General features: G+C 69.5%; 18 protein-coding genes and 1 tRNA gene. 9 read left to right on the top strand and 10 right to left on the bottom strand.

Annotated features, from left to right (window positions below; all coding sequences use genetic code 11):
- Window positions 1–22: 22 nt before the first annotated feature.
- On the bottom strand, window positions 23–952 hold the full coding sequence (serB, locus tag Q9R22_RS07790) for a phosphoserine phosphatase SerB (protein WP_131332911.1): 930 nt from the start codon (window positions 950–952) through the stop codon (window positions 23–25).
- Window positions 953–1,106: 154 nt separating this feature from the next.
- Window positions 1,107–3,338, bottom strand: a complete 2,232-nt coding sequence (locus Q9R22_RS07785) for an MMPL family transporter (RefSeq protein WP_131332910.1) — start codon at window positions 3,336–3,338, stop codon at window positions 1,107–1,109.
- Between the two features lie 177 nt (window positions 3,339–3,515).
- Between Q9R22_RS07785 and Q9R22_RS07780 the strand changes: the two genes are divergently transcribed.
- Window positions 3,516–4,271, top strand: a complete 756-nt coding sequence (locus Q9R22_RS07780; protein WP_165489787.1) for a TVP38/TMEM64 family protein — start codon at window positions 3,516–3,518, stop codon at window positions 4,269–4,271.
- A 223-nt stretch (window positions 4,272–4,494) separates the two neighbouring features.
- Here Q9R22_RS07780 and Q9R22_RS07775 read toward each other — a convergent pair.
- The 3 genes from Q9R22_RS07775 to fabG all read right to left on the bottom strand — a co-directional run bounded on the left by Q9R22_RS07775 (window position 4,495) and on the right by fabG (window position 6,245).
- A tRNA-Leu gene (locus tag Q9R22_RS07775) sits at window positions 4,495–4,580 on the bottom strand.
- 146 nt (window positions 4,581–4,726) lie between these two features.
- Window positions 4,727–5,482, bottom strand: a complete 756-nt coding sequence (locus Q9R22_RS07770; protein ID WP_098053397.1) for an SDR family oxidoreductase — start codon at window positions 5,480–5,482, stop codon at window positions 4,727–4,729.
- A 37-nt stretch (window positions 5,483–5,519) separates the two neighbouring features.
- Window positions 5,520–6,245, bottom strand: coding sequence for a 3-oxoacyl-ACP reductase FabG (fabG, locus tag Q9R22_RS07765; RefSeq protein WP_131332908.1), 726 nt, complete (start codon window positions 6,243–6,245; stop codon window positions 5,520–5,522).
- A gap of 154 nt (window positions 6,246–6,399) precedes the next feature.
- On the opposite strand from fabG, the gene Q9R22_RS07760 reads away from it, so the two are divergent.
- The 4 genes from Q9R22_RS07760 (at window position 6,400) to Q9R22_RS07745 (ending at window position 9,522) form a co-directional block, all read left to right on the top strand.
- Window positions 6,400–6,876 (top strand): DUF3099 domain-containing protein, encoded by a 477-nt coding sequence (locus Q9R22_RS07760; protein WP_131332907.1) that lies wholly within the window; start codon window positions 6,400–6,402, stop codon window positions 6,874–6,876.
- A gap of 57 nt (window positions 6,877–6,933) precedes the next feature.
- A complete protein-coding gene (locus Q9R22_RS07755) occupies window positions 6,934–7,329 on the top strand; it encodes a hypothetical protein (RefSeq protein WP_239318668.1) in 396 nt (131 codons plus the stop codon).
- Entirely contained in the window at window positions 7,329–8,303 is a 975-nt protein-coding gene (locus Q9R22_RS07750) for an SURF1 family protein (protein WP_131333924.1), read from the top strand. The genes Q9R22_RS07755 and Q9R22_RS07750 overlap by 1 nt, the downstream gene beginning before the upstream one ends.
- Window positions 8,304–8,412: 109 nt before the next feature.
- The gene (locus Q9R22_RS07745) at window positions 8,413–9,522 is read left to right on the top strand and encodes an alcohol dehydrogenase catalytic domain-containing protein (RefSeq protein ID WP_131332906.1); all 1,110 of its coding nucleotides are present in this window, start codon (window positions 8,413–8,415) and stop codon (window positions 9,520–9,522) included.
- Between the two features lie 115 nt (window positions 9,523–9,637).
- On the opposite strand, the gene Q9R22_RS07740 is transcribed toward Q9R22_RS07745, so the two are convergent.
- The gene (locus Q9R22_RS07740) at window positions 9,638–11,236 is read right to left on the bottom strand and encodes an ABC-F family ATP-binding cassette domain-containing protein (RefSeq protein ID WP_098053392.1); all 1,599 of its coding nucleotides are present in this window, start codon (window positions 11,234–11,236) and stop codon (window positions 9,638–9,640) included.
- Window positions 11,237–11,583: 347 nt separating this feature from the next.
- On the opposite strand from Q9R22_RS07740, the gene Q9R22_RS07735 reads away from it, so the two are divergent.
- From Q9R22_RS07735 to Q9R22_RS07720, 4 genes are all read left to right on the top strand, one after another.
- Window positions 11,584–12,216, top strand: a complete 633-nt coding sequence (locus Q9R22_RS07735; RefSeq protein WP_131332904.1) for a biotin transporter BioY — start codon at window positions 11,584–11,586, stop codon at window positions 12,214–12,216.
- Complete coding sequence (locus tag Q9R22_RS07730) at window positions 12,217–12,960, top strand: energy-coupling factor ABC transporter ATP-binding protein (protein WP_242670410.1); 744 nt, start codon at window positions 12,217–12,219, stop codon at window positions 12,958–12,960.
- Window positions 12,957–13,574, top strand: coding sequence for an energy-coupling factor transporter transmembrane protein EcfT (locus Q9R22_RS07725; RefSeq protein ID WP_035962028.1), 618 nt, complete (start codon window positions 12,957–12,959; stop codon window positions 13,572–13,574). Before Q9R22_RS07730 ends, Q9R22_RS07725 begins: the two co-directional genes overlap by 4 nt.
- Window positions 13,575–13,673: 99 nt before the next feature.
- A complete protein-coding gene (locus Q9R22_RS07720; RefSeq protein WP_311254139.1) occupies window positions 13,674–14,579 on the top strand; it encodes a neutral zinc metallopeptidase in 906 nt (301 codons plus the stop codon).
- 121 nt (window positions 14,580–14,700) lie between these two features.
- On the opposite strand, the gene Q9R22_RS07715 is transcribed toward Q9R22_RS07720, so the two are convergent.
- The 4 genes from Q9R22_RS07715 to sufD all read right to left on the bottom strand — a co-directional run bounded on the left by Q9R22_RS07715 (window position 14,701) and on the right by sufD (window position 17,775).
- Window positions 14,701–14,865, bottom strand: coding sequence for an alpha-hydroxy-acid oxidizing protein (locus Q9R22_RS07715; protein ID WP_311254138.1), 165 nt, complete (start codon window positions 14,863–14,865; stop codon window positions 14,701–14,703).
- A gap of 363 nt (window positions 14,866–15,228) precedes the next feature.
- Entirely contained in the window at window positions 15,229–15,588 is a 360-nt protein-coding gene (locus tag Q9R22_RS07710) for a metal-sulfur cluster assembly factor (protein WP_035962032.1), read from the bottom strand.
- Window positions 15,589–15,619: 31 nt separating this feature from the next.
- A complete protein-coding gene (gene sufC / locus Q9R22_RS07705) occupies window positions 15,620–16,384 on the bottom strand; it encodes a Fe-S cluster assembly ATPase SufC (RefSeq protein ID WP_206399204.1) in 765 nt (254 codons plus the stop codon).
- 98 nt (window positions 16,385–16,482) lie between these two features.
- Window positions 16,483–17,775, bottom strand: a complete 1,293-nt coding sequence (sufD, locus tag Q9R22_RS07700; protein WP_131332901.1) for a Fe-S cluster assembly protein SufD — start codon at window positions 17,773–17,775, stop codon at window positions 16,483–16,485.
- Between the last annotated feature and the right edge of the window lies 1 nt (window position 17,776).

The raw sequence follows: 17,776 nt of genomic DNA, 5'->3' as shown, positions 1-17,776 counted from the left end.
GCTCCGTGGCAGCCCGGCTCGGTCACAGATCCAGGAAGAAGCGCAGGGCGTCCAGGTTGGGGATGCTCACCTGGGTGTCCGCGACCTCCCGCAGCGCGGGCTTGGCCCGGTACGCCACGGACAGCCCGGCTGCGCGGGCCATGTCGATGTCGTTGGCGCCGTCCCCCACGGCCATGACGTCCTCCGGTGTCACGCCCAATTCCTGGGCCCATTGCCCCATGACCTCCGCCTTCGTGGCGCGGTCCACGATGCGCCCGGCCACGCGTCCCGTGAGCACGCCGTCCTGGATCTCGAGCTCGTTGGCGGCCGCGCGGGTGAGTTCCAGGTGCGCCGCGAGCGGGTCCAGCACCTGGCTGAAGCCGCCCGAGACCGCGGCCACCGCGTGTCCCTCGCGCAGCAGGGTCTGCACGAGCACCTTGGCTCCGGGCGAGAGCCGTACGGCGGCAGCGACGTCGTCGATCGCCGAGGCGGGCAGTCCCTCCAGGACGGCCACGCGCTCGCGCAGGGACGCCGCGAAGTCGATCTCACCGCGCATCGCGCGTTCCGTGACCGCGGCGACCTCCGCCTCGCGGCCCACGTGGGCGGCGAGCAGTTCGATGACCTCCTGGCGGATGAGTGTGGAATCCACGTCCAGCACCACGAGCTTCTTGCGGGACTGGTCGAACCAGGTGTGCGGCACCACGTTGAGGTCGATCCCCGGCAGCAACTGCCGCTGCGGGTCCGGTTGCAAGGCGCGGCGAAGCTGTTGCGGGTCCTCGGTCTGCACGCGCACGGTCAGGGCGTTGTAGCCCTCCACGTCCGCAGCCTGCCCGTCCGACGCGGTCCCCGTGACCCGCACCCAGTTGTGCGTCTCGACCACGGCACCGGCACGTTCCACGGCGTCGAGGACGGCTTCGGTGGCACCGTCCTCCGGGGACACGGCCAGGGCGACGACAGCACAGTTCTGGGACATGGCCGCAGTTTATCGGCCCCGCGGAAGCGCGCACAAAGAAGGCACCGGCACGACGCCGCTCGGACCACTCCCGCGGGCCGTTCCACCGCACCGACGACGTCGCTCGGCCCGTTCCCGGGCCGCGGGCACGTAAGCCGTGCGGCGTCAGGAAGGCTCAGCGCGGCGTCGTCGGCAGGGCGCGGTGCTTCCCGGGGGTGCCCACGCGCGAGGGCCACCACGAGCGGGGGCCGAGGTCCAGAGCCAGGGCGGGCACCAGCAGCGAGCGCACGATGATCGTGTCCATGAGCACGCCGATCGTCACGATGATGGCCAGCTGCACCAGGAACAGGATGGGCAGCACGGCCAGTGCGGCGAACGTCGCGGCCAGCACGATGCCCGCGGAGGTGATGACCCCGCCGGTGGTGATGAGTCCGGCCAGCACGCCCTTGCGGTGGCCCGCGGTGACGACTTCCTCGCGCACGCGGCTCATGAGAAAGATGTTGTAGTCGATCCCCAGCGCCACGAGGAACACGAAGCTGAACAGTGGCACGGTGGGGTCTGCCTGGTTGATGTCCATGAGGTGGAACACCAGGGTGGCCACACCGAGCGCGGAGACGAAGGACAGGACGGTGGTGGCGATCAACAGTACGGGCATCAGGATGCTGCGCAGCAACACCATGAGGATGAGCAGGATCACCGCCAGGATGATGGGGATGATCAGCGCGCGGTCACGTTCGGACGCGGCGATCGTGTCCACCTGCACGGCGGTGGTCCCGCCGATCTTCGCGTCGGGGGTGATCCCGGCGAGATCGTCGCGTAAGCGGGTGACCGTGGCCTGGGCCTCCTCGGAGTCGGACGCGTAGGTGAGGGTCGCCTGGATCAGCACGTCCCCGTTGCTCACGGTGGGTCCCGCGTTCGCCAGGGGTCCGCCCTGCGGCGTGGGATATGGCAGGGTCCCGTTCGGGGAGTCCTGGGCGGTGAACGCGACGGACGCGACGTCGTCGTCCTGGGACAACCGCTCGGCAACCGCCTGGGCGTCCTCCTGCGGGGCCAGGACGTACACGGGATCCCCCGCGCCGCCCGGGAAGTGACGCTCGATGACCGCCAGACCGTCGCGGGCCTCGGACTCCCCCAGCACGAATTCGGACTGCGGGACGCCGTCCGCGTCGAGCTGGCTCGCGCCCACGGCGGCGGCGCCCAGCACGACGGCGCACACGAGCCACACCGCGCGCGACCTCCGGTCCACGAGGCGCGCCACGGAGGGCCACAGCCCCTTGCGGTCGTAGGGGTTCATGGCCTGCTCGTGGGTCTCGGGGTTCTCGTCCACGCGCGGCATCTGGGGCCACAGGGCCACCCGACCGAACAGGGCGAGCAGCGCCGGCAACAGCGTGAGACCGGCGAGGATCGCGAAGACCACGCCCATGGCGGTGGCCGGACCCACGCCGCGGTTGGAGGTCAGGGCGGAGAACAACAGGCACAACAGACCCGCGATGACCGTGGTCCCGGACGCCAGCACGGCGGGCACGGTGCCCTTCCAGGCCATACGGGTCGCGGTCCAGCGCGACGGCGTGTGGTGCAGGGCCTCGCGGAACCGCGCGGTGTAGAGCAGCCCGTAGTCGGTGGCCGCACCGATCACCACGATCGACATGATCCCCTGCGTCTGCCCGCTGAGATCGATCCAGCCCTGCTGGGCCAGGAAGTAGACGGTGATGATCGCCCCGCACAGCGCGCCCACGCTCGTGAGCAACACGAGGAACGGCAACAGCGGCGAGCGGTAGACGATCACCAGGATCACGAGCACCGCCACGAGGGCCACGATCAGCAGCAGCCCGTCGATACCCGCGAACGCCGCCGAGAGGTCCGCCACGAGTCCCGCCGGACCGGTCACGGCCACCGACAGTCCCTCGGGGGTGTCCTCGGCCAGTCGCTCGCGCAGGTGTTCGACCACGGTGCCGGTGTCCGCCTCCGAGCTCACCAGGGCGATGATCTCCACGGCCTTGCCGTCCTCGCTCGGGATGGGCGGGGAGACCTCCAGGACGTCCTGGATCTCACCCAGGGCCTGCGCGTTCGTCCCGATCGCGCGTAGTTGCCGCGGCGTGATCTCGTTCTCGGACTCCATGACCACGATGGCCGGCACACCGTCCGAATCCTGGAACTCCCCGAGCCGGTCCTGGACCTGTGTGGCCTGCGAGTCCACGGGCAGGAAGTCCGTCTGCGAGTTGGACACCACGTCCGAGAGCTTGCCGAACGTGGGTCCGCCCACGCCCATGACCCCCAGCCACGCAAGCACGAGCACCACGGGGATCAGCCGGCGAACCCACCCCGGCCGCTTTCCGCCCGCGTCCGGTCCGGCGCTCCTGGTGTCCTCCGCGTGCTCGGGGACGGGGCGGGTGGGGCTACTGGGCATGTCTCACCTGTGGGGTCTCGGCGCGGGGTGGTCACCGGTCGTGCCCCCGCGGGGCCGAGTCCGACGACGCTGCGCTGCGGGCAGCTGCCCCCATCGTAGGGGTTACACCCGTCACCTTCGCGGTCATCGGGGGCCACAAACGCCCGCCCGTGGATGCTGGTCGTACAGTGGGTGCCCGTGGCCACCCGTTTCCAGCCCGAACCCTCCCCGGACGACTCCTCGACCGGGGAGGCGTCGAGCGCATCCTCCGGCCCGGACGACGGCGACTCGATGAGCAGCTGGGTCACGTGGGCCCGTAACGCCGCACTGATCCTGGTGCTCGTGCTCATGGTGTGGCTCGCGTTCACCGTGCACCTGCCGAGCCAGGCCGAACTCGAGGCCACGATTAACGGCTACGGCTGGGCCGGCTGGCTCGTGTTCATCCTCATCTATGCGATCGTGGCGATGACCCCGATCCCCGTGACGATCATGGCGGTCACGGCCGGCGTGCTCTTCGGTGCGACCCTGGGCAGCGTGTTCTCCGTCGTGGCCGCGCTGATCGGCGGCTGGGGTGGCTATTGGCTCGCGCGGGGACTCGGGAAGCAGGCGACCCGCAAGATCATGGGCAAGCACGCGGACACCGTGGAGAACTACCTCACCGGGGCGGGCTTCGAGGCCGTGGCCACGCTGCGATTGGCCCCCGGGATCCCCTATTGGCCGGTCAATTACGGATGCGGTGCGTTGGGAATCCCCCAGAGCGTGTTCCTCTCCGCGAGTGCCCTGACCGTGATCCCCGGACAGGTGGCCCTCGTGGGGCTGGGGGCGCTGGCCACGGAACCCACGTGGGCACACCTGATCGTGTTCGGTGTGGCGTGCCTGGTGAGTGTCGTGGCAACGATCATCGCGTTTCGCCGCTGGCGCTCGGTGGCCGCGCAGAACCGCAGAGGGCACTAGCCGGCGGAGGGCACCGCCGACGCCTGACCGGGTCCGCCCCGGCCCACATACATCTGTGCCCCGATACGGCAGGTCCACGGCTGATCTGGTGCGGTTTCGGGCCTCAGATGTACTTAGCGCACCCCGCCCCCGAGACGCATCCCGCCCCGGGCGTTCGGGCGGGCATGCGAAAAACCCCCAACCCGGAACTCATGTCTCCGGATTGGGGGCTTCCCGAATCGTGTGCGCGAGGGGGGACTTGAACCCCCACCCTCTAATACGAGGACTAGCACCTCAAGCTAGCGCGTCTGCCTATTCCGCCACCCGCGCAGGTGTCCGAACCGCGGCGTTTCCGATCTCCCGGAAACCTTCTCGGCCCGTGGCAACGACAAGAAACCTACCACAGTTGCGCGGTCCGTTCGAACTCGACCGGGGCCGGACCGTGCACTCCTCGGGACCACGGCCCGGTGCGGGTGCTACCGACCTGCCTGCGCTAGGAAGTCCTCCGCGCCACCCACGAGTTCCACGTGACCGGTGGGAACGTCCGCAGTGACCATCGCGGCGATCTCCTGGGCGAACTCATGGACGGTGTAGAGCTTCCCGGCGGCCTCGCGGCGCTCATCGAGTGCTCCCGGGCGGGCCCGGTTGAGCAGCGTGGCCGTGACGGTGCCCTCGATCATGTCCGCGGAGACCACCACGAAGCCGATGCCCTTGTCCTGCAGCTCGGGCACGCGAGCCGTAAGGGTGTCTTCCCCGGCGCGCTTGGACTTGGCCACGGCCTCGTACTCGGGCATCGTCTCCACGTCGTTGATGAAGTGTGCCTGGTGGCTCGTGACGAACACCACGCGGCCACCCTGGGGAAGCGTCCGCAGGGCCTCGGTCAGGGTGTCGTTCTGGGCGTCACGGTTCAACCGCAGGGCGTAGTCCTCACCCATCTCGGTCTCCATGCCCCCGGAGGCGTTGAGGATCAACACGTCCACGCCACCGAACTCGTCCACGGCGGCACGGAACAGACCCGCGCGAGACTCGGCGTCTGTGATGTCCGCCTGCACGGCGATCGCGTGGCCGCCGGCCTCCGTGATCTCCTTGACCACCTTGTTGGCCCGGGGGGCCTTCTGGCGGTAGTTGACCACCACGTTGGCGCCCTCACCGGCGAGGATCTTGGCGGTGTCCGCGCCCACGCCTCGCGAGGATCCGGTGATGACCACGGTCTTGCCTGCCACTGAACTCATGCGGTTTCTCCTTCGAGGGGTGCGGGAATCGGCGGTGTCAGTGCCCCAGGCCCAACCCGCCGTCTACGGGGATGATAGCGCCGGAGACGTAGGCCGCGGCGTCGGAGGCAAGGTATTCCACCGCTCCGGCGACCTCTTCCACGTGCCCGAAACGCTGGGCCGGGATCATGGAGAGGTAGTTGTCTTTGACCTCGTCGGAGAGCTCATGGGTCATGGCGGTGTCGATGTAGCCGGGGGCCACCACGTTGGCGGTGATCCCGCGGGAACCGAGTTCGCGGGTGATGGCGCGGGCCATGCCGACCAGTCCGGCCTTGGAGGACGCGTAGTTCACCTGACCCGGCGCGCCCGTGTACCCCACCACGGACGAGATGAAGATGATCCGGCCGTGCTTCAGTCGCATGAACCCCTTGGTCGCGCGCTGCACCACCCGGAACGCGCCGGTGAGGTTGGTGTCGATCACGTCCTGGAAATCGGCGTCCTTCATGCGCACCAACAGGGTGTCCTTGGTGACCCCGGCGTTCGCCACGAGTACCTCCACGGGACCGAACTTCCCCTCGATCTCCCGGAAGGCCGCGTTCACGGAGGCGGTGTCGGTGACGTCCGCCTGCACGGTGTACGCGCCGTCGGGCCCGTCCCTACCGGAGCGCGAGGTGACCACCACGTTGTCCCCGGCGGCGATGAACCGTTCCGCGATCGCGAGGCCGATACCTCGATTGCCTCCGGTGACGAGCACGGTGCGAGCGGCGGAGGACTGGTCAGACATGATGGAACCTTCCGTGGAGGGGCGGGCGCGGCGGGCAAGCCCACCCTCGTATCAAGACCTCACAGCATCCTAACCGGCCTCTGACCGGCGGACATCCCCCGCTTGGGCGCCACACACAACGGTGAGATAATGCTCAGAACGCTCACAGTCAGCCGTGGCAGTGTCGCCCCGCGGGTACACCCCCAGATCGTTCGCCGAAGGACCGGTTCCCATCTCACCTTCCCAGCCGCAGTCGCATGGTTCCACCGAGGTTCATTCGATCACCTCGGCGGCGGATCCGCACACCACCGACATAGCACACCGCATGAAGGTCTATTCCTTCCAGATGGCGCTGCGCGTGGTGTGCATCATCGGAGTGGTGCTGATCGACAACCTGATCGCGCGGATCCTGCTCGTGCTGGGCGCTGCGATCCTGCCGTGGCTCGCGGTCATGATGGCCAACCGCGGCGCGGACCGCTCCGAACGCTCGGGTTCCGCGTACCGCCCACCCACGCGCACCGAGTTGCCCACGAGCGCCGAGTCGCAGGAGCGGGCACCGGATCCGGAGACCGTGGTCGTGGACGGGGAGTACACCGCCCCGCCCCCGCAGCGCGAACTGCCCCCGCCCCGCGCGGTCACGCGCCGCAACTGAAGCGGGCCCGCCCCCGCGCCCACCGCACCGCACGATTTCTGGGAGGATTTCTTCACCGTGGGATTCGATCTGCTCGGCTCTCTGGACCCGCAACGCCCCGCGCCCGACGACGCCGCACCCCGCCCCCGCGCGGCGGCACCCGAGGCCGTGTGCTCTCGCCGGGGCTGTTCGCGTCCCGCGCAGTGGACCCTGCTGTGGAACAACCCCCGCGTGCACACCCCCGAGCGCCGCAAGGCGTGGCTCGCGTGCGACGAGCACCGGGAGCACCTGGCCGACTTCCTGGGCCAGCGTGGCTTCCTCAAGACCATCACACCGTTCGAGGCCCCCGAGGACGCGACGCCCGACGCCGCTGCGAGCCAGGACATCCCGCACGAGCCCGGCGCGGGTGACGGCCGCGCCGAGGTCGGGGACGGCGGCGTCGTCCGACCCGAGGAATCGGGGCGCACGCCTTGATGCGCAAGTACAAGTTCCTGGGCACCCCCACGTGGCTCGGCTGGTTCGCGCTGTGCTGCGTAGCTGCGGCGCTGTGCCTCTACCTGGCCCACTGGCAGATGTCCCGCAACGACCACCTGGTCGCGGAGAACGCCAAGATCAGCAAGAACTACGACGCCCCGGCCTATGACTCCGCCCGCGGCATCCCCCTGTTCCAGGACTACGACGACTCGCAGACCTGGCACCCCGTGGAACTGCGCGGCACGTACGTGCCCGAGGAGACCGTGCTGATCCGCAACCGTCCGCACGACGGGCGCGTGGGGTACGACGTCCTGGTCCCGTTCCGCACCGTGGAGGGACCCGTGATCGCGATCGACCGCGGCTGGATCCCCACGGACGACTCCGCGAACGGGATGCCGTCCGCGGTGCCCCCTCCCCGGTCCGGGACCGTGACCGTGACCGCCCGGCTGCGCCCCACCGAGGGCACCCTGGACCGCGGGGCACCCGAGGGTCAGTCCGCCTCGATCGACCTGCCCGCGTTCGCCGAACGCTGGGGTGGCGCGCTGGCCACGGGCGGGTACGGAGAACTGGTCTCCGAGGACCCGCCCTCGAGCGTGACCCCGCAGGCCGGTGAACGACCGGCCATCGAGTACGGTCCGCACCTGTCCTACTCGCTGCAGTGGTACGCGTTCGCGGTGCTGGTGTTCGTGGCCTACGGGTACTCGGCCCGCCAGCACGTGAAGAACCTCGAGTGGGATCGCGCGTACGCCGCGGAGGTGGAACGCCGGTTGGCGCAGTACTACGACGCCGAGGGCAACTACATCGGGGAGATGGACGAGTCGCTGATCATCCGTCAGTTGCAGATGGCCGACGACATGCCCGCGCATCTGAAGTCGCTGTACCGACCCAAGCGCCGTCGGGCCTCCACCGGCGTGAGCAACGAAGACGAGGAGGACGCTCTACTGGACGCCCTTGAGGCCGACAGGCGACACTGAGACGCAGACCCGCGCCCGCTTACGGCAGCCGAGGGAGCCGTCCCGGCGGGCGGTCCGCCCGAGCGGACGTTGCCTTGTCGGACGGGTCACCCATGATGAAGGAGTCGCTGTGAAGATCACCGCCGCCGTGCTCGAGGAGATCGGGCTGCCGCGCCCGTACGCCGAGTCCCATCCGCTGCGCCTCCAGGAGGTGGAGCTCGCGGACCCCGGTCCGGGCGAGCTGTTGATCCAGGTCCGGGCGGCGGGACTGTGTCACTCGGACCTGTCCGTGGTGGACGGCAACCGGGTGCGTCCCACGCCCATGGTGCTGGGACACGAGGCCTCCGGGATCGTGGAGGCGGTGGGTGAGAGTGTCACGGACATCGCCGTGGGTGACCAGGTCACGACCGTGTTCCTGCCCCGTTGCGAGGAGTGCGACCAATGCGCCACGGACGGGAAGCTGCCGTGCGGTCCCGGTTCCCGCAGTAACGACGCCGGGCTGTTGCCCGGTGGTGAGCGCCGATTGCACCGCGGTGAGGAGGAGCTGTTCCACCACCTGGGGGTTTCGGGTTTCGCGACCCACGCGGTGGTCAACCGCCAATCGGTGGTGCCCGTGGACAAGGACGTGCCCCCGGAGATCGCCGCCGTGGTGGGCTGCGCGGTGCTCACGGGTGGCGGCGCCGTGATCAATGCGGGCCGTCCCAACGATGGTGACACGGTGCTCATCGTGGGTCTGGGCGGCGTGGGCATGGCTGCGCTGCTGACCGCGGTCTCGCTCGAGAAGGGCCCGGTGATCGGGGTGGACGCGAACCCGGAGAAGCTCGCGCGCGCCGTCGAACTCGGAGCAAGCGCGGTGTACTCCCCCGAGGAGCTCGCCGAGCAGGGGGTGACGGCGGCCGTGGTGATCGAGGCCGCGGGCCACCCCCGCGCGTTCGAGACGGCGGTCGCGGCGACCTCGCCCGGGGGCATCATGGTGACGGTGGGGTTGCCCTCGCCGGACGCCCGGTCCACGATCTCCCCGCTGGGGCTCACCGCGCAGGCGCGCACGATCGTGGGTTCCTACCTGGGTTCGGCGGTCCCCGCGCGGGATATCCCCGTGTACCTGGGACTGTGGCGGGAGGGGAAGCTACCCATCGAGGAGCTGATCTCCCAGCGGATCGGTTTCGAGCAGATCAACGAGGGTCTCGATGCCCTCGCGGAGGGCCGGGCAGTGCGCCAGGTCGTACTGTTCGAGAACTGAGCCCCGCCGCGCCGGGTGCGGGAGCGGCGTACGTCCCCGCACCGTACGCGCCGCGAAGAGTCCCGCGGCGCGCCAGGCCCGTTGGTCCTCCAGCGGCCGCGGCAGGACGCCCGTGCTACGCGAGGGTGATGAGGTCCTGGTAGTCCTGGCTCCAGAGGTCCTCCACGCCGTCCGGGAGCATGACCACGCGCTCGGGTTCGAGCGCCTCCACGGCGCCCTCGTCGTGGGAGACCAAGACCACGGCGCCCTCGTAACTGTGCAGCGCGTTGAGGATCTCCCGCCGGGACGCGGGGTCCAGGTTGTTGGTGGGCTCGTCCAGCAGCAGCACGTTCGCCGACGACGCTACGAGCGTCGCGAGTGCGAGTCGCGTCTTCTCGCCGCCGGAGAGCACCCCGGCGGGCTTGTCCACGTCGTCGCCCTGGAACAGGAACGAGCCGAGGATCGTGCGCACCTGGGTGTCCTGCAGGTCCGGTGCGGCGCTCTTCATGTTCTCGAGGACGGTGCGCTCGGTGTCCAGGGTGTCGTGTTCCTGCGCGAAGTAGCCGAGTTTCAGGCCGTGACCCGCGACCACCTCGCCGGTGTCCGGGTCCGCCTGGCCCGCGAGCATGCGCAGCAGCGTGGTCTTGCCCGCGCCGTTGAGCCCGAGCACGACCACGCGGGAACCGCGGTCGATCGCGAGGTCCACATCGGTGAAAATCTCGAGTGAGCCGTAGGACTTGGACAGGCCCTTGGCCATGAGCGGGGTCTTGCCGCAATCGGCGGGCTTGGGGAAGCGGATGGCCGCGACCTTGTCCTGCACGCGTTCACCCTCGATCCCGGCCATGAGCCGTTCGGCTCGGCGGATCATCTGCTGGGCGGCCACGGCCTTGGTGGCCTTGGCGCGCATCTTGTTGGCCTGGTCCATAAGCACCCCGGCCTTCTTCTCCGCGTTGGCGCGTTCACGCTTGCGGCGGGCCTGGTCCTGGTCGCGCTGCTGGAGGTAGTTCTTCCACGTCATGTTGTACACATCCACCACGCAGCGGTTGGCGTCCAGGTACAACACCTTGTTCACGACCATTTCCATGAGGTCCACGTCGTGGGAGATCATGAGGACCCCGCCCTGGTAGGAACGCAGGAACTCGCGCAGCCACACGATCGAGTCGTGGTCCAGGTGGTTGGTGGGCTCGTCGAGGAGCATGGTGTCCGCGTCCGAGAACAGGATCCGGGCGAGCTCCACACGGCGACGCTGCCCACCGGAGAGCGTGTGCAGGGGCTGGTCAAGCACGCGCTGGGGCAGGTTGAGGTTGCTCGTGATGGTCGCGGCCTCGGACTCCGCGGCGTAGCCGCCGCCGGCCAGGAACTCCGACTCAAGGCGGTCGTAGCGGCGCATGGCCTTGGCCCGCACGGCGTCGTCCTCGGAGGCCATCTCCTCCTCCGCGCGGCGCAGCTTGGTGATCACACCGGCGAGGTTACGCGCGGACAGGATGCGGTCCCGGGCCAGCTGGTCCATGTCATCGACCTTGGGGTCCTGCGGCAGGTACCCGATCGATCCCGACCGCGTGACCTCACCCGCGGCGGGGAGCGTGAGCCCCGCGAGCACCTTGGTCATGGTGGTCTTGCCAGCCCCGTTGCGCCCGACCAGGCCCACCTTGTCGCCCTTGTCCACCCGGAAGTTCACCTCGTCCATGAGCAATCGCGCGCCGGCGCGCAGTTCGAGGTTCGTGACGGTGATCAACGGTGCAGGGCCTTTCGTGGGGCGGTCGAGCGAGTGCTCCCGGGACGACGCCGCACACCGTGCTCGGCGTGCGGCGCTTCGTGGATCGCGCTGGATGGAGGCGCCCGGGACAGACAGAAACCCCGTGGCTGCGGGGTCCTGCACCAGTCTACTCGCGGTCGCAAATCCACTCGACGAGCGGGCGCGGCCGGCGCGCGGGGCACCCGCGACCCATGCAGCGTCGTCCCGTGAGGTGCCGGCGCGGTGCACGGGCCGTGTGACCCGCCGGATGAGCAGGAGCGGTCGGGCGAGCGAGGGTGGGCGGGTGCCGAGGGCCCACACCACCGGGCTCCACTAGACTGCGGACCATGACAGCACCCGCGCGCGACACCCGCACCGTGACCTCATTCGACCTGGCCAACATCGCCGTGTTCGCCGCGCTGACGTGCGTGCTCGCGCTCGCTCCCGCCATCCCCGTGGGTGCGCTCGGGGTGCCCATCACACTGCAGACCCTCGGGGTGTACCTGACCGGCATGATCCTCGGGAGCCGCCGCGGTTTCGCCGCCCTGGCGCTGTACGTGATCGTGGGTCTGCTCGGCGTCCCGGTGTTCGCCGGCTTCGTGGGCGGACCGGCCGTCCTGGGCGGGCCCAGCGTGGGCTATCTGCTCTCCTTCCCGTTCGCCGCCGCCCTCGTGGGTGCACTCGCCCACCGCAGCGTGCGCGCCGAACGCGTACGACGCCGCGCGGGCTCCACCTCCGCGGCCCCCGAACGCCGTGGCGGGCTGGTGATCACACTCTTCGGTGCGGCGCTCGCTGGCCTCGTGCTCTCCCACGTCATGGGCATCGTGGGCATGATGCTCACCGCGGGACTGTCCCTTCGGGCGGCACTGCTCACCGATCTCGCGTTCGTCCCCGGTGACCTGGCTAAGGCACTCGTGGCGGCCCTGATCGCGGTGGCCGTGCACCGTGCCTTCCCCCGGATGGCCGGGGCGGTCCTCTGAGTGCAGCCTGCACTACGACCGGGCTCCTCCGAGCCCCTGTACTGCGCGGACGTCACCGTCACGGCGGAGGGACCCGCGGGTCCCGTGACCGTCCTGGACCGGGTCACGTGTGAGTTCACCGCGCCGCGCACCGCGGTGGTCGGGCTCAACGGCTCCGGCAAGTCCACGCTGCTGCGGCTGTTCAACGGGCTCGTGACACCAACCTCGGGTGTGGTGCGCACGGGCAGGGTGGACCCCGTGGCCTTCCCCCGGGAAGCTCGCTCGCTCGTGGGGTTCGTGTTCACCGATCCGGCCTCCCAGATCCTGATGCCCACACCGCTCGAGGACATCGAACTGTCCCTGCGGCGTCGCGTCCCGGACCGGGTGCAACGCGCTGAGCAGGCCCTGTCTTGGCTGCGCCGCATGGGGCTTGAGCACCGCGCACACCACAGCGTGTTCGACCTCTCCGGCGGGGAACGCCAGCTCGTGGCGCTGGCCGCCGTGCTCGCCGTGGAACCCCGGGTGCTCATCCTGGACGAACCCACCACGCTGCTGGACCTGCGCAATCGCCTCAAGCTGCGAGAGCTGCTGGACGGATTACCCCAGCAGCAACTTGTGAGCACTCACGACCTCGACCTCGCCGAGAGCGCCGAGCACGTGGTCGTGGTCCACGAGGCACGGATCCTCGATCAGGGTCCGCCCGAGCTCGTGCTCCCCCGGTACCGCGCGTGGTGCGCGCACGGTTTCCCCGGGGAGACTGCGTGAGGAGGTCGCGCGCCGACGACCTGCTGGGCACGTACGTCCCCGGGACCTCGATCCTGCATCGCAGTCCCCTGTGGCTCAAGACCGTGGTGCTGCTCGGCGCGTGCGTGGCGATCATGGCCGTGCGCGCGTGGCCGGTGTCCCTCGCGGCATTCGCGCTCAGCGCGGTGGTGTCCGCGGTCTGTGGTTTGGGGTTACGGCGGTGGGCCCGCTCCCTGCGCCCACTCCTGCTCCTCGTGGGCGTGCTGAGTCTCTACCACCTCGTGGCCAACGGTCCGGCCCGCGCGGCGGACGTCGTGCTCTCCCTGCTGGCCGTCGTGGGGATCACCCGGTTGCTCATCACCACCACACCGCTGCCCCGACTCATCGACGGCCTGGTCACCCTGTGCGCACCGCTGCGCCGGCTGGGTGTGGACCCCGAGCGGGTGGGGCTCGCGGTCTCACTCATGATCCGTTCGGTGCCCTGGTTGTTCGGCGTGCTCTCCGGGCTGCGCGACGCCGCCGCGGCACGCACCGTGCGCCCATCCCCCGTGCAGCTCGTGACACCGGCCGTGATCGCGACCGTGGACTACGCGCACCGCACCGGGGAGGCGCTCGCCGCGCGCGGACTCGAGTGAGCCCCCGCGCACGCGACGCGGAGGCCGTCCGACGCGCCACGACGCGGCGCCACGGCCCCGTACCATGCGGTTGCCCCGGTGGGGCCCTATGCTTCCCCCATGAGTTTCCATGACAACTCCCAGCTCAACGGCGGCCGCGTGGGTTCGGGCGGCGGTGGCCGCGGGATCGCCGTGGGAGGCGGGCTGGGCGGCGCCGTCCTGCTGCTGCTCGCGGGACTGTTCTTCGGCCAGGACGGCATCGATGCGCTCACTGGCGGAAATCAGGACGACACCCAGAGCACGCAACAGGTGGACTCCGGGCTCGCGGACCGCTGCCGAACGGGCGAGGACGCCAACCGGGACACCGAGTGCCGCATGGTGGCCACGGTCCAGTCCCTGGACCAGTTCTGGGGAGGGTACTTCCCCGAGGCCACCGGCAAGAAGTACACGCTGCCGCAGGTGGAACTGTTCCGCGGGACCGATTCCACGTCCTGCGGCCAGGCGTCCTCCGCGACCGGCCCGTTCTACTGCCCGCCGGATTCCACGGTCTACCTGGACACCGGCTTCTTCGACCAGATGCGCAGCCAGTTCGGCGCGGACGCCGACGCCCTGGCCCAGGAGTACGTCATGGCGCACGAGGTGGGGCACCACGTGCAGAACCTGCAGGGCACCCTGGGCCGGGCGCAGCAGGACCCGCACGGCGCGACGTCGGCCGCCGTGCGCACCGAGCTGCAGGCCGACTGCTATGCGGGGATGTGGGCGCATCACGCGACCGAGCCCGGCGGGGCCGTCCAATTGGAACCGATCACGCGCACGCAGCTCGCCGATGCGATCGAGGCGGCCGGGGCGATCGGCGACGACCGGATCCAGGAGACCACCCAGGGTCGCGCGAACCCGGAGTCCTTCACCCACGGCACCTCGGCGCAGCGCCAGGCGTGGTTCCTCACCGGCTACCAGACCGGAGACATCCGCGCGTGCAACACGTTCACCGCCTCGGACCTGAACCGTCCTGCGGCCCTGAAGTAACCGTTCACACAACGTCATCCGGTGCGGCACGTCCCGGACGAGCCGCACCGGGGCAACACAGGTAGCCGGCGCCCCGGCGTCGGGTCCGGGCCCACTTCGTCGCGTACCTCGGCCCGCGCGGTCAGGGACACCGGGGCCCGTCCCAGTTGCCGGCCGCCGTGGTTCGAGACCCGGTGCTCAGGTCCGCGTGCTCGGTCCCGTGCAGGACGCGCGGGAGCAGTTCCACGGATTCGAAGGCCTCACGGCTGCGCCGGCGGGTCAGTTCCTGCCCCGCGGCGCCGTCCACGTAGTCGAATGCGGGTTTCGGGGTACGACGCCGCGCGATCCGCCGCAGCGCCTCGATGTCCGAGGCCTGGGAGACCGCGCCGCCCGGCGATCCGGGTTGAAGGAGCCGAGGCGCATGAGGGGTTTCAATTCGGACAGCTGGGGTAGTTGGCGTTGCAGGGAGTATCTCCCGATCCGGACGTGGGCCGCGGGCCCGACATGGGCATCGGATCCGAACGTAGCACCGCCCACGCCATGGAACCCTCGGATGGGGGACGAGCACATGGCTGCCCGGGGCTCTGCGCATCCGAGTCATGCGGGAGGGGTCCGGGTACGCGTGAGGGCGCGGGGTGGTTCACCCCGCGCCCTCACGACACGCATCGACTCAGATGTTGAAGCCCAGGGCCCGCATCTGATCGCGTCCGTCCTCCGTGATCCGCTCGGGACCCCACGGGGGCATCCAGATCCAGTTCACGTGCCACTCGTCCACGGTGGGGGCCAGGTTCTGAGCGACCTGTTCCTCGATCACGTCCTGCAGCGGGCACGCGGCCGTGGTGAGCGTCATGTCCAGACGCAGGGAATCGTCATCCTGGTAGGCCAGCCCGTAGAGCAGCCCCAGGTCCACGATGTTGACACCCAGCTCGGGGTCGATCACGTTCTTCAACAGATCCGTGATCTCGGCAAGCGACGCCTGGCCATTGGGCCCGGGGGTCTCCGCCGTGACGGTCTCGGTGGAATCGCTCATCGCGACCTCCTCTGAAGTGGTGTGCGGGGACTTACTTGGCGGGGGCCCGCACGTAGCGGTCGTAGCCCTCGTTCTCGAGCTGGTCGGCGAGCTCGGGACCACCCTGGTCCACCACGCGCCCGTCCGAGAACACGTGCACGAACTGCGGCTTGATGTAGCGCAGGATCCGCGTGTAGTGGGTGATGAGCATGATGCCCGTGTTGTCCTCCTGCAGGGCGCGGTTGACACCCTCGGAGACGATCTTCAGGGCGTCCACGTCCAGACCGGAGTCGGTCTCGTCCAGCAGCGCGATCTTGGGCTTGAGGATCTCGAGTTGCAGGATCTCGTGACGCTTCTTCTCGCCACCGGAGAAGCCCTCGTTCACGTTGCGCTGCAACATGTCGCTGTCGATCTTCAGCTTGTCCATGGCGGTGCGCACGTCCTTGGTCCACGTGCGCAGGGACGGGGCCTCGCCCTCGATCGCCGTCTTGGCCGAACGCAGGAAGTTGGAGGTGGTCACACCCGGGATCTCCACGGGGTACTGCATGGCCAGGAAGAGCCCGGCGCGGGCGCGCTCGTCCACGGACATCTCCAGCACGTCCTGACCGTCCAGGGTCACGGAACCGGAGTCCACCTGGTACTTGGGGTGACCGGCGATCGTGGAGGCGAGCGTGGACTTCCCGGAACCGTTGGGGCCCATGATCGCGTGCACCTCACCGGAATTAATGGTCAGGTTCACGCCCTTGAGGATGGGCTTGGTGGTCTCGTCGTCCAGGATGACGGACGCGTGGAGGTCCTTGATCTCCAGAGTTGACATGAAGCAATTCTCCTAGTGTTCGTGCGCACCCGATCGGTTCGCGAGCCGGATGCGGGAAGGTCGTGGATGGGAACTGCCGCGGCGCGTGGGCCGGGCGCTCAGTTCTCGGTGCGGGCCAGCTCGTCCTCGAGGGACGCGCGCAGCTGTTCCTCGAGGGACTCGACGCCCACCTGTTGGATGATCTCGAACAGGAACCCGCGCACCACGAGGCGCCGCGCGTCCTGCTCGGGGATCCCGCGGGACATCAGGTAGTACAGGTGCTCGTCGTCCAGCTGACCCGTGGTCGAGGCGTGACCGGCGCCGGCGATCAGGCCGGTCTCGATCTCGAGGTTCGGCACGGAGTCCATGCGGGGGCCGTCGTTGAGGATCAGGTTGCGGTTGAGCTCGTAGGTGTCCGTGCCCTCCGCTTCCGCGCGGATCAGCACGTCGCCGATCCACACGCCGTGGGCGTTCTCGCCCTGCAGCGCGGACTTGTAGGTCACGCGGGAACGGCACCGGGGCACGGAGTGGTCCACGAACAACCGGGATTCCAGGTGCTGACCGTCGTCCACGAACGTGAGACCGTACATCTCCACGTCACCACCGGGAGCGGTGAAGCGGGTGGACGGGGTGACCCGCACGAGGTCCCCACCGAGGCTCACGAGCACGTGCTTGAAGGTCGCGTCGCGGCCCAGGCTCGCTTGCTGCGAAGAGGCGTGCACGGAGTCGTCGTCCCATTCCTGGAGCGAGACGACCGTGAGGTTGGCACCGTCCGCGATCGAGAACTCCACGTTCTGGGACAGCACGGCGGAGCCCACGTGGCGCAGCACCACGAGCGCGCGGGAGTTCGTCCCGGCCTCGATCACGATGTGCTGGGCTGCGGGCTCGGCCGACTCACCCGTGATCGTGACGATGACCGGCTCGGTGACCTGCGCGTCGCGCGGGACGCTGAGCACGGTGGCCTCGCGGAAGTTGGACCACGCGTTGGCGGAGACCCGGTCCTCGGGGATGCCCACCGAGCCGATGCGGGAGTCCTCGCGGGAGACCGTGGTGAGCTCCACGCCATCGCCGCCGGAGACCGACACGGCCGGGGCGGGCCCGTCCAGGGCGGAGTCGTCGAGTCCGCGCAGGCGCTTGATCGGGGTGAATCGCCAGTCCTCGAGCTTGGTGCTCAGCGGCGGGAAGTCCGCGACGTCGTAGGAGGTGAAACGACCCGCGCGCGAGGAATCCGGGACACCGGAGATGTCACCGTGCTCCGTGTGCCTGATCTCGGGCTCACCGGCCTGGTTACGACCCTCCTGGAGGGTCTCGCCCTCCTGGCTCATCCCGGGAATCGCCACGCGGTCCTCACCGGTGGGGACCCCGTTCACCTGTTCGGTGGTGTCCTGGGCGGTCTGATCAGTGGTGGACATA

Source organism: Kocuria sp. PD6, assembly GCF_031844145.1.
Classification (GTDB): Bacteria; Actinomycetota; Actinomycetes; order Actinomycetales; family Micrococcaceae; genus Kocuria; species Kocuria marina.
Note: the sequence above shows the minus strand (reverse complement) of the source record. Positions and strands in the feature narration are given on the sequence as shown.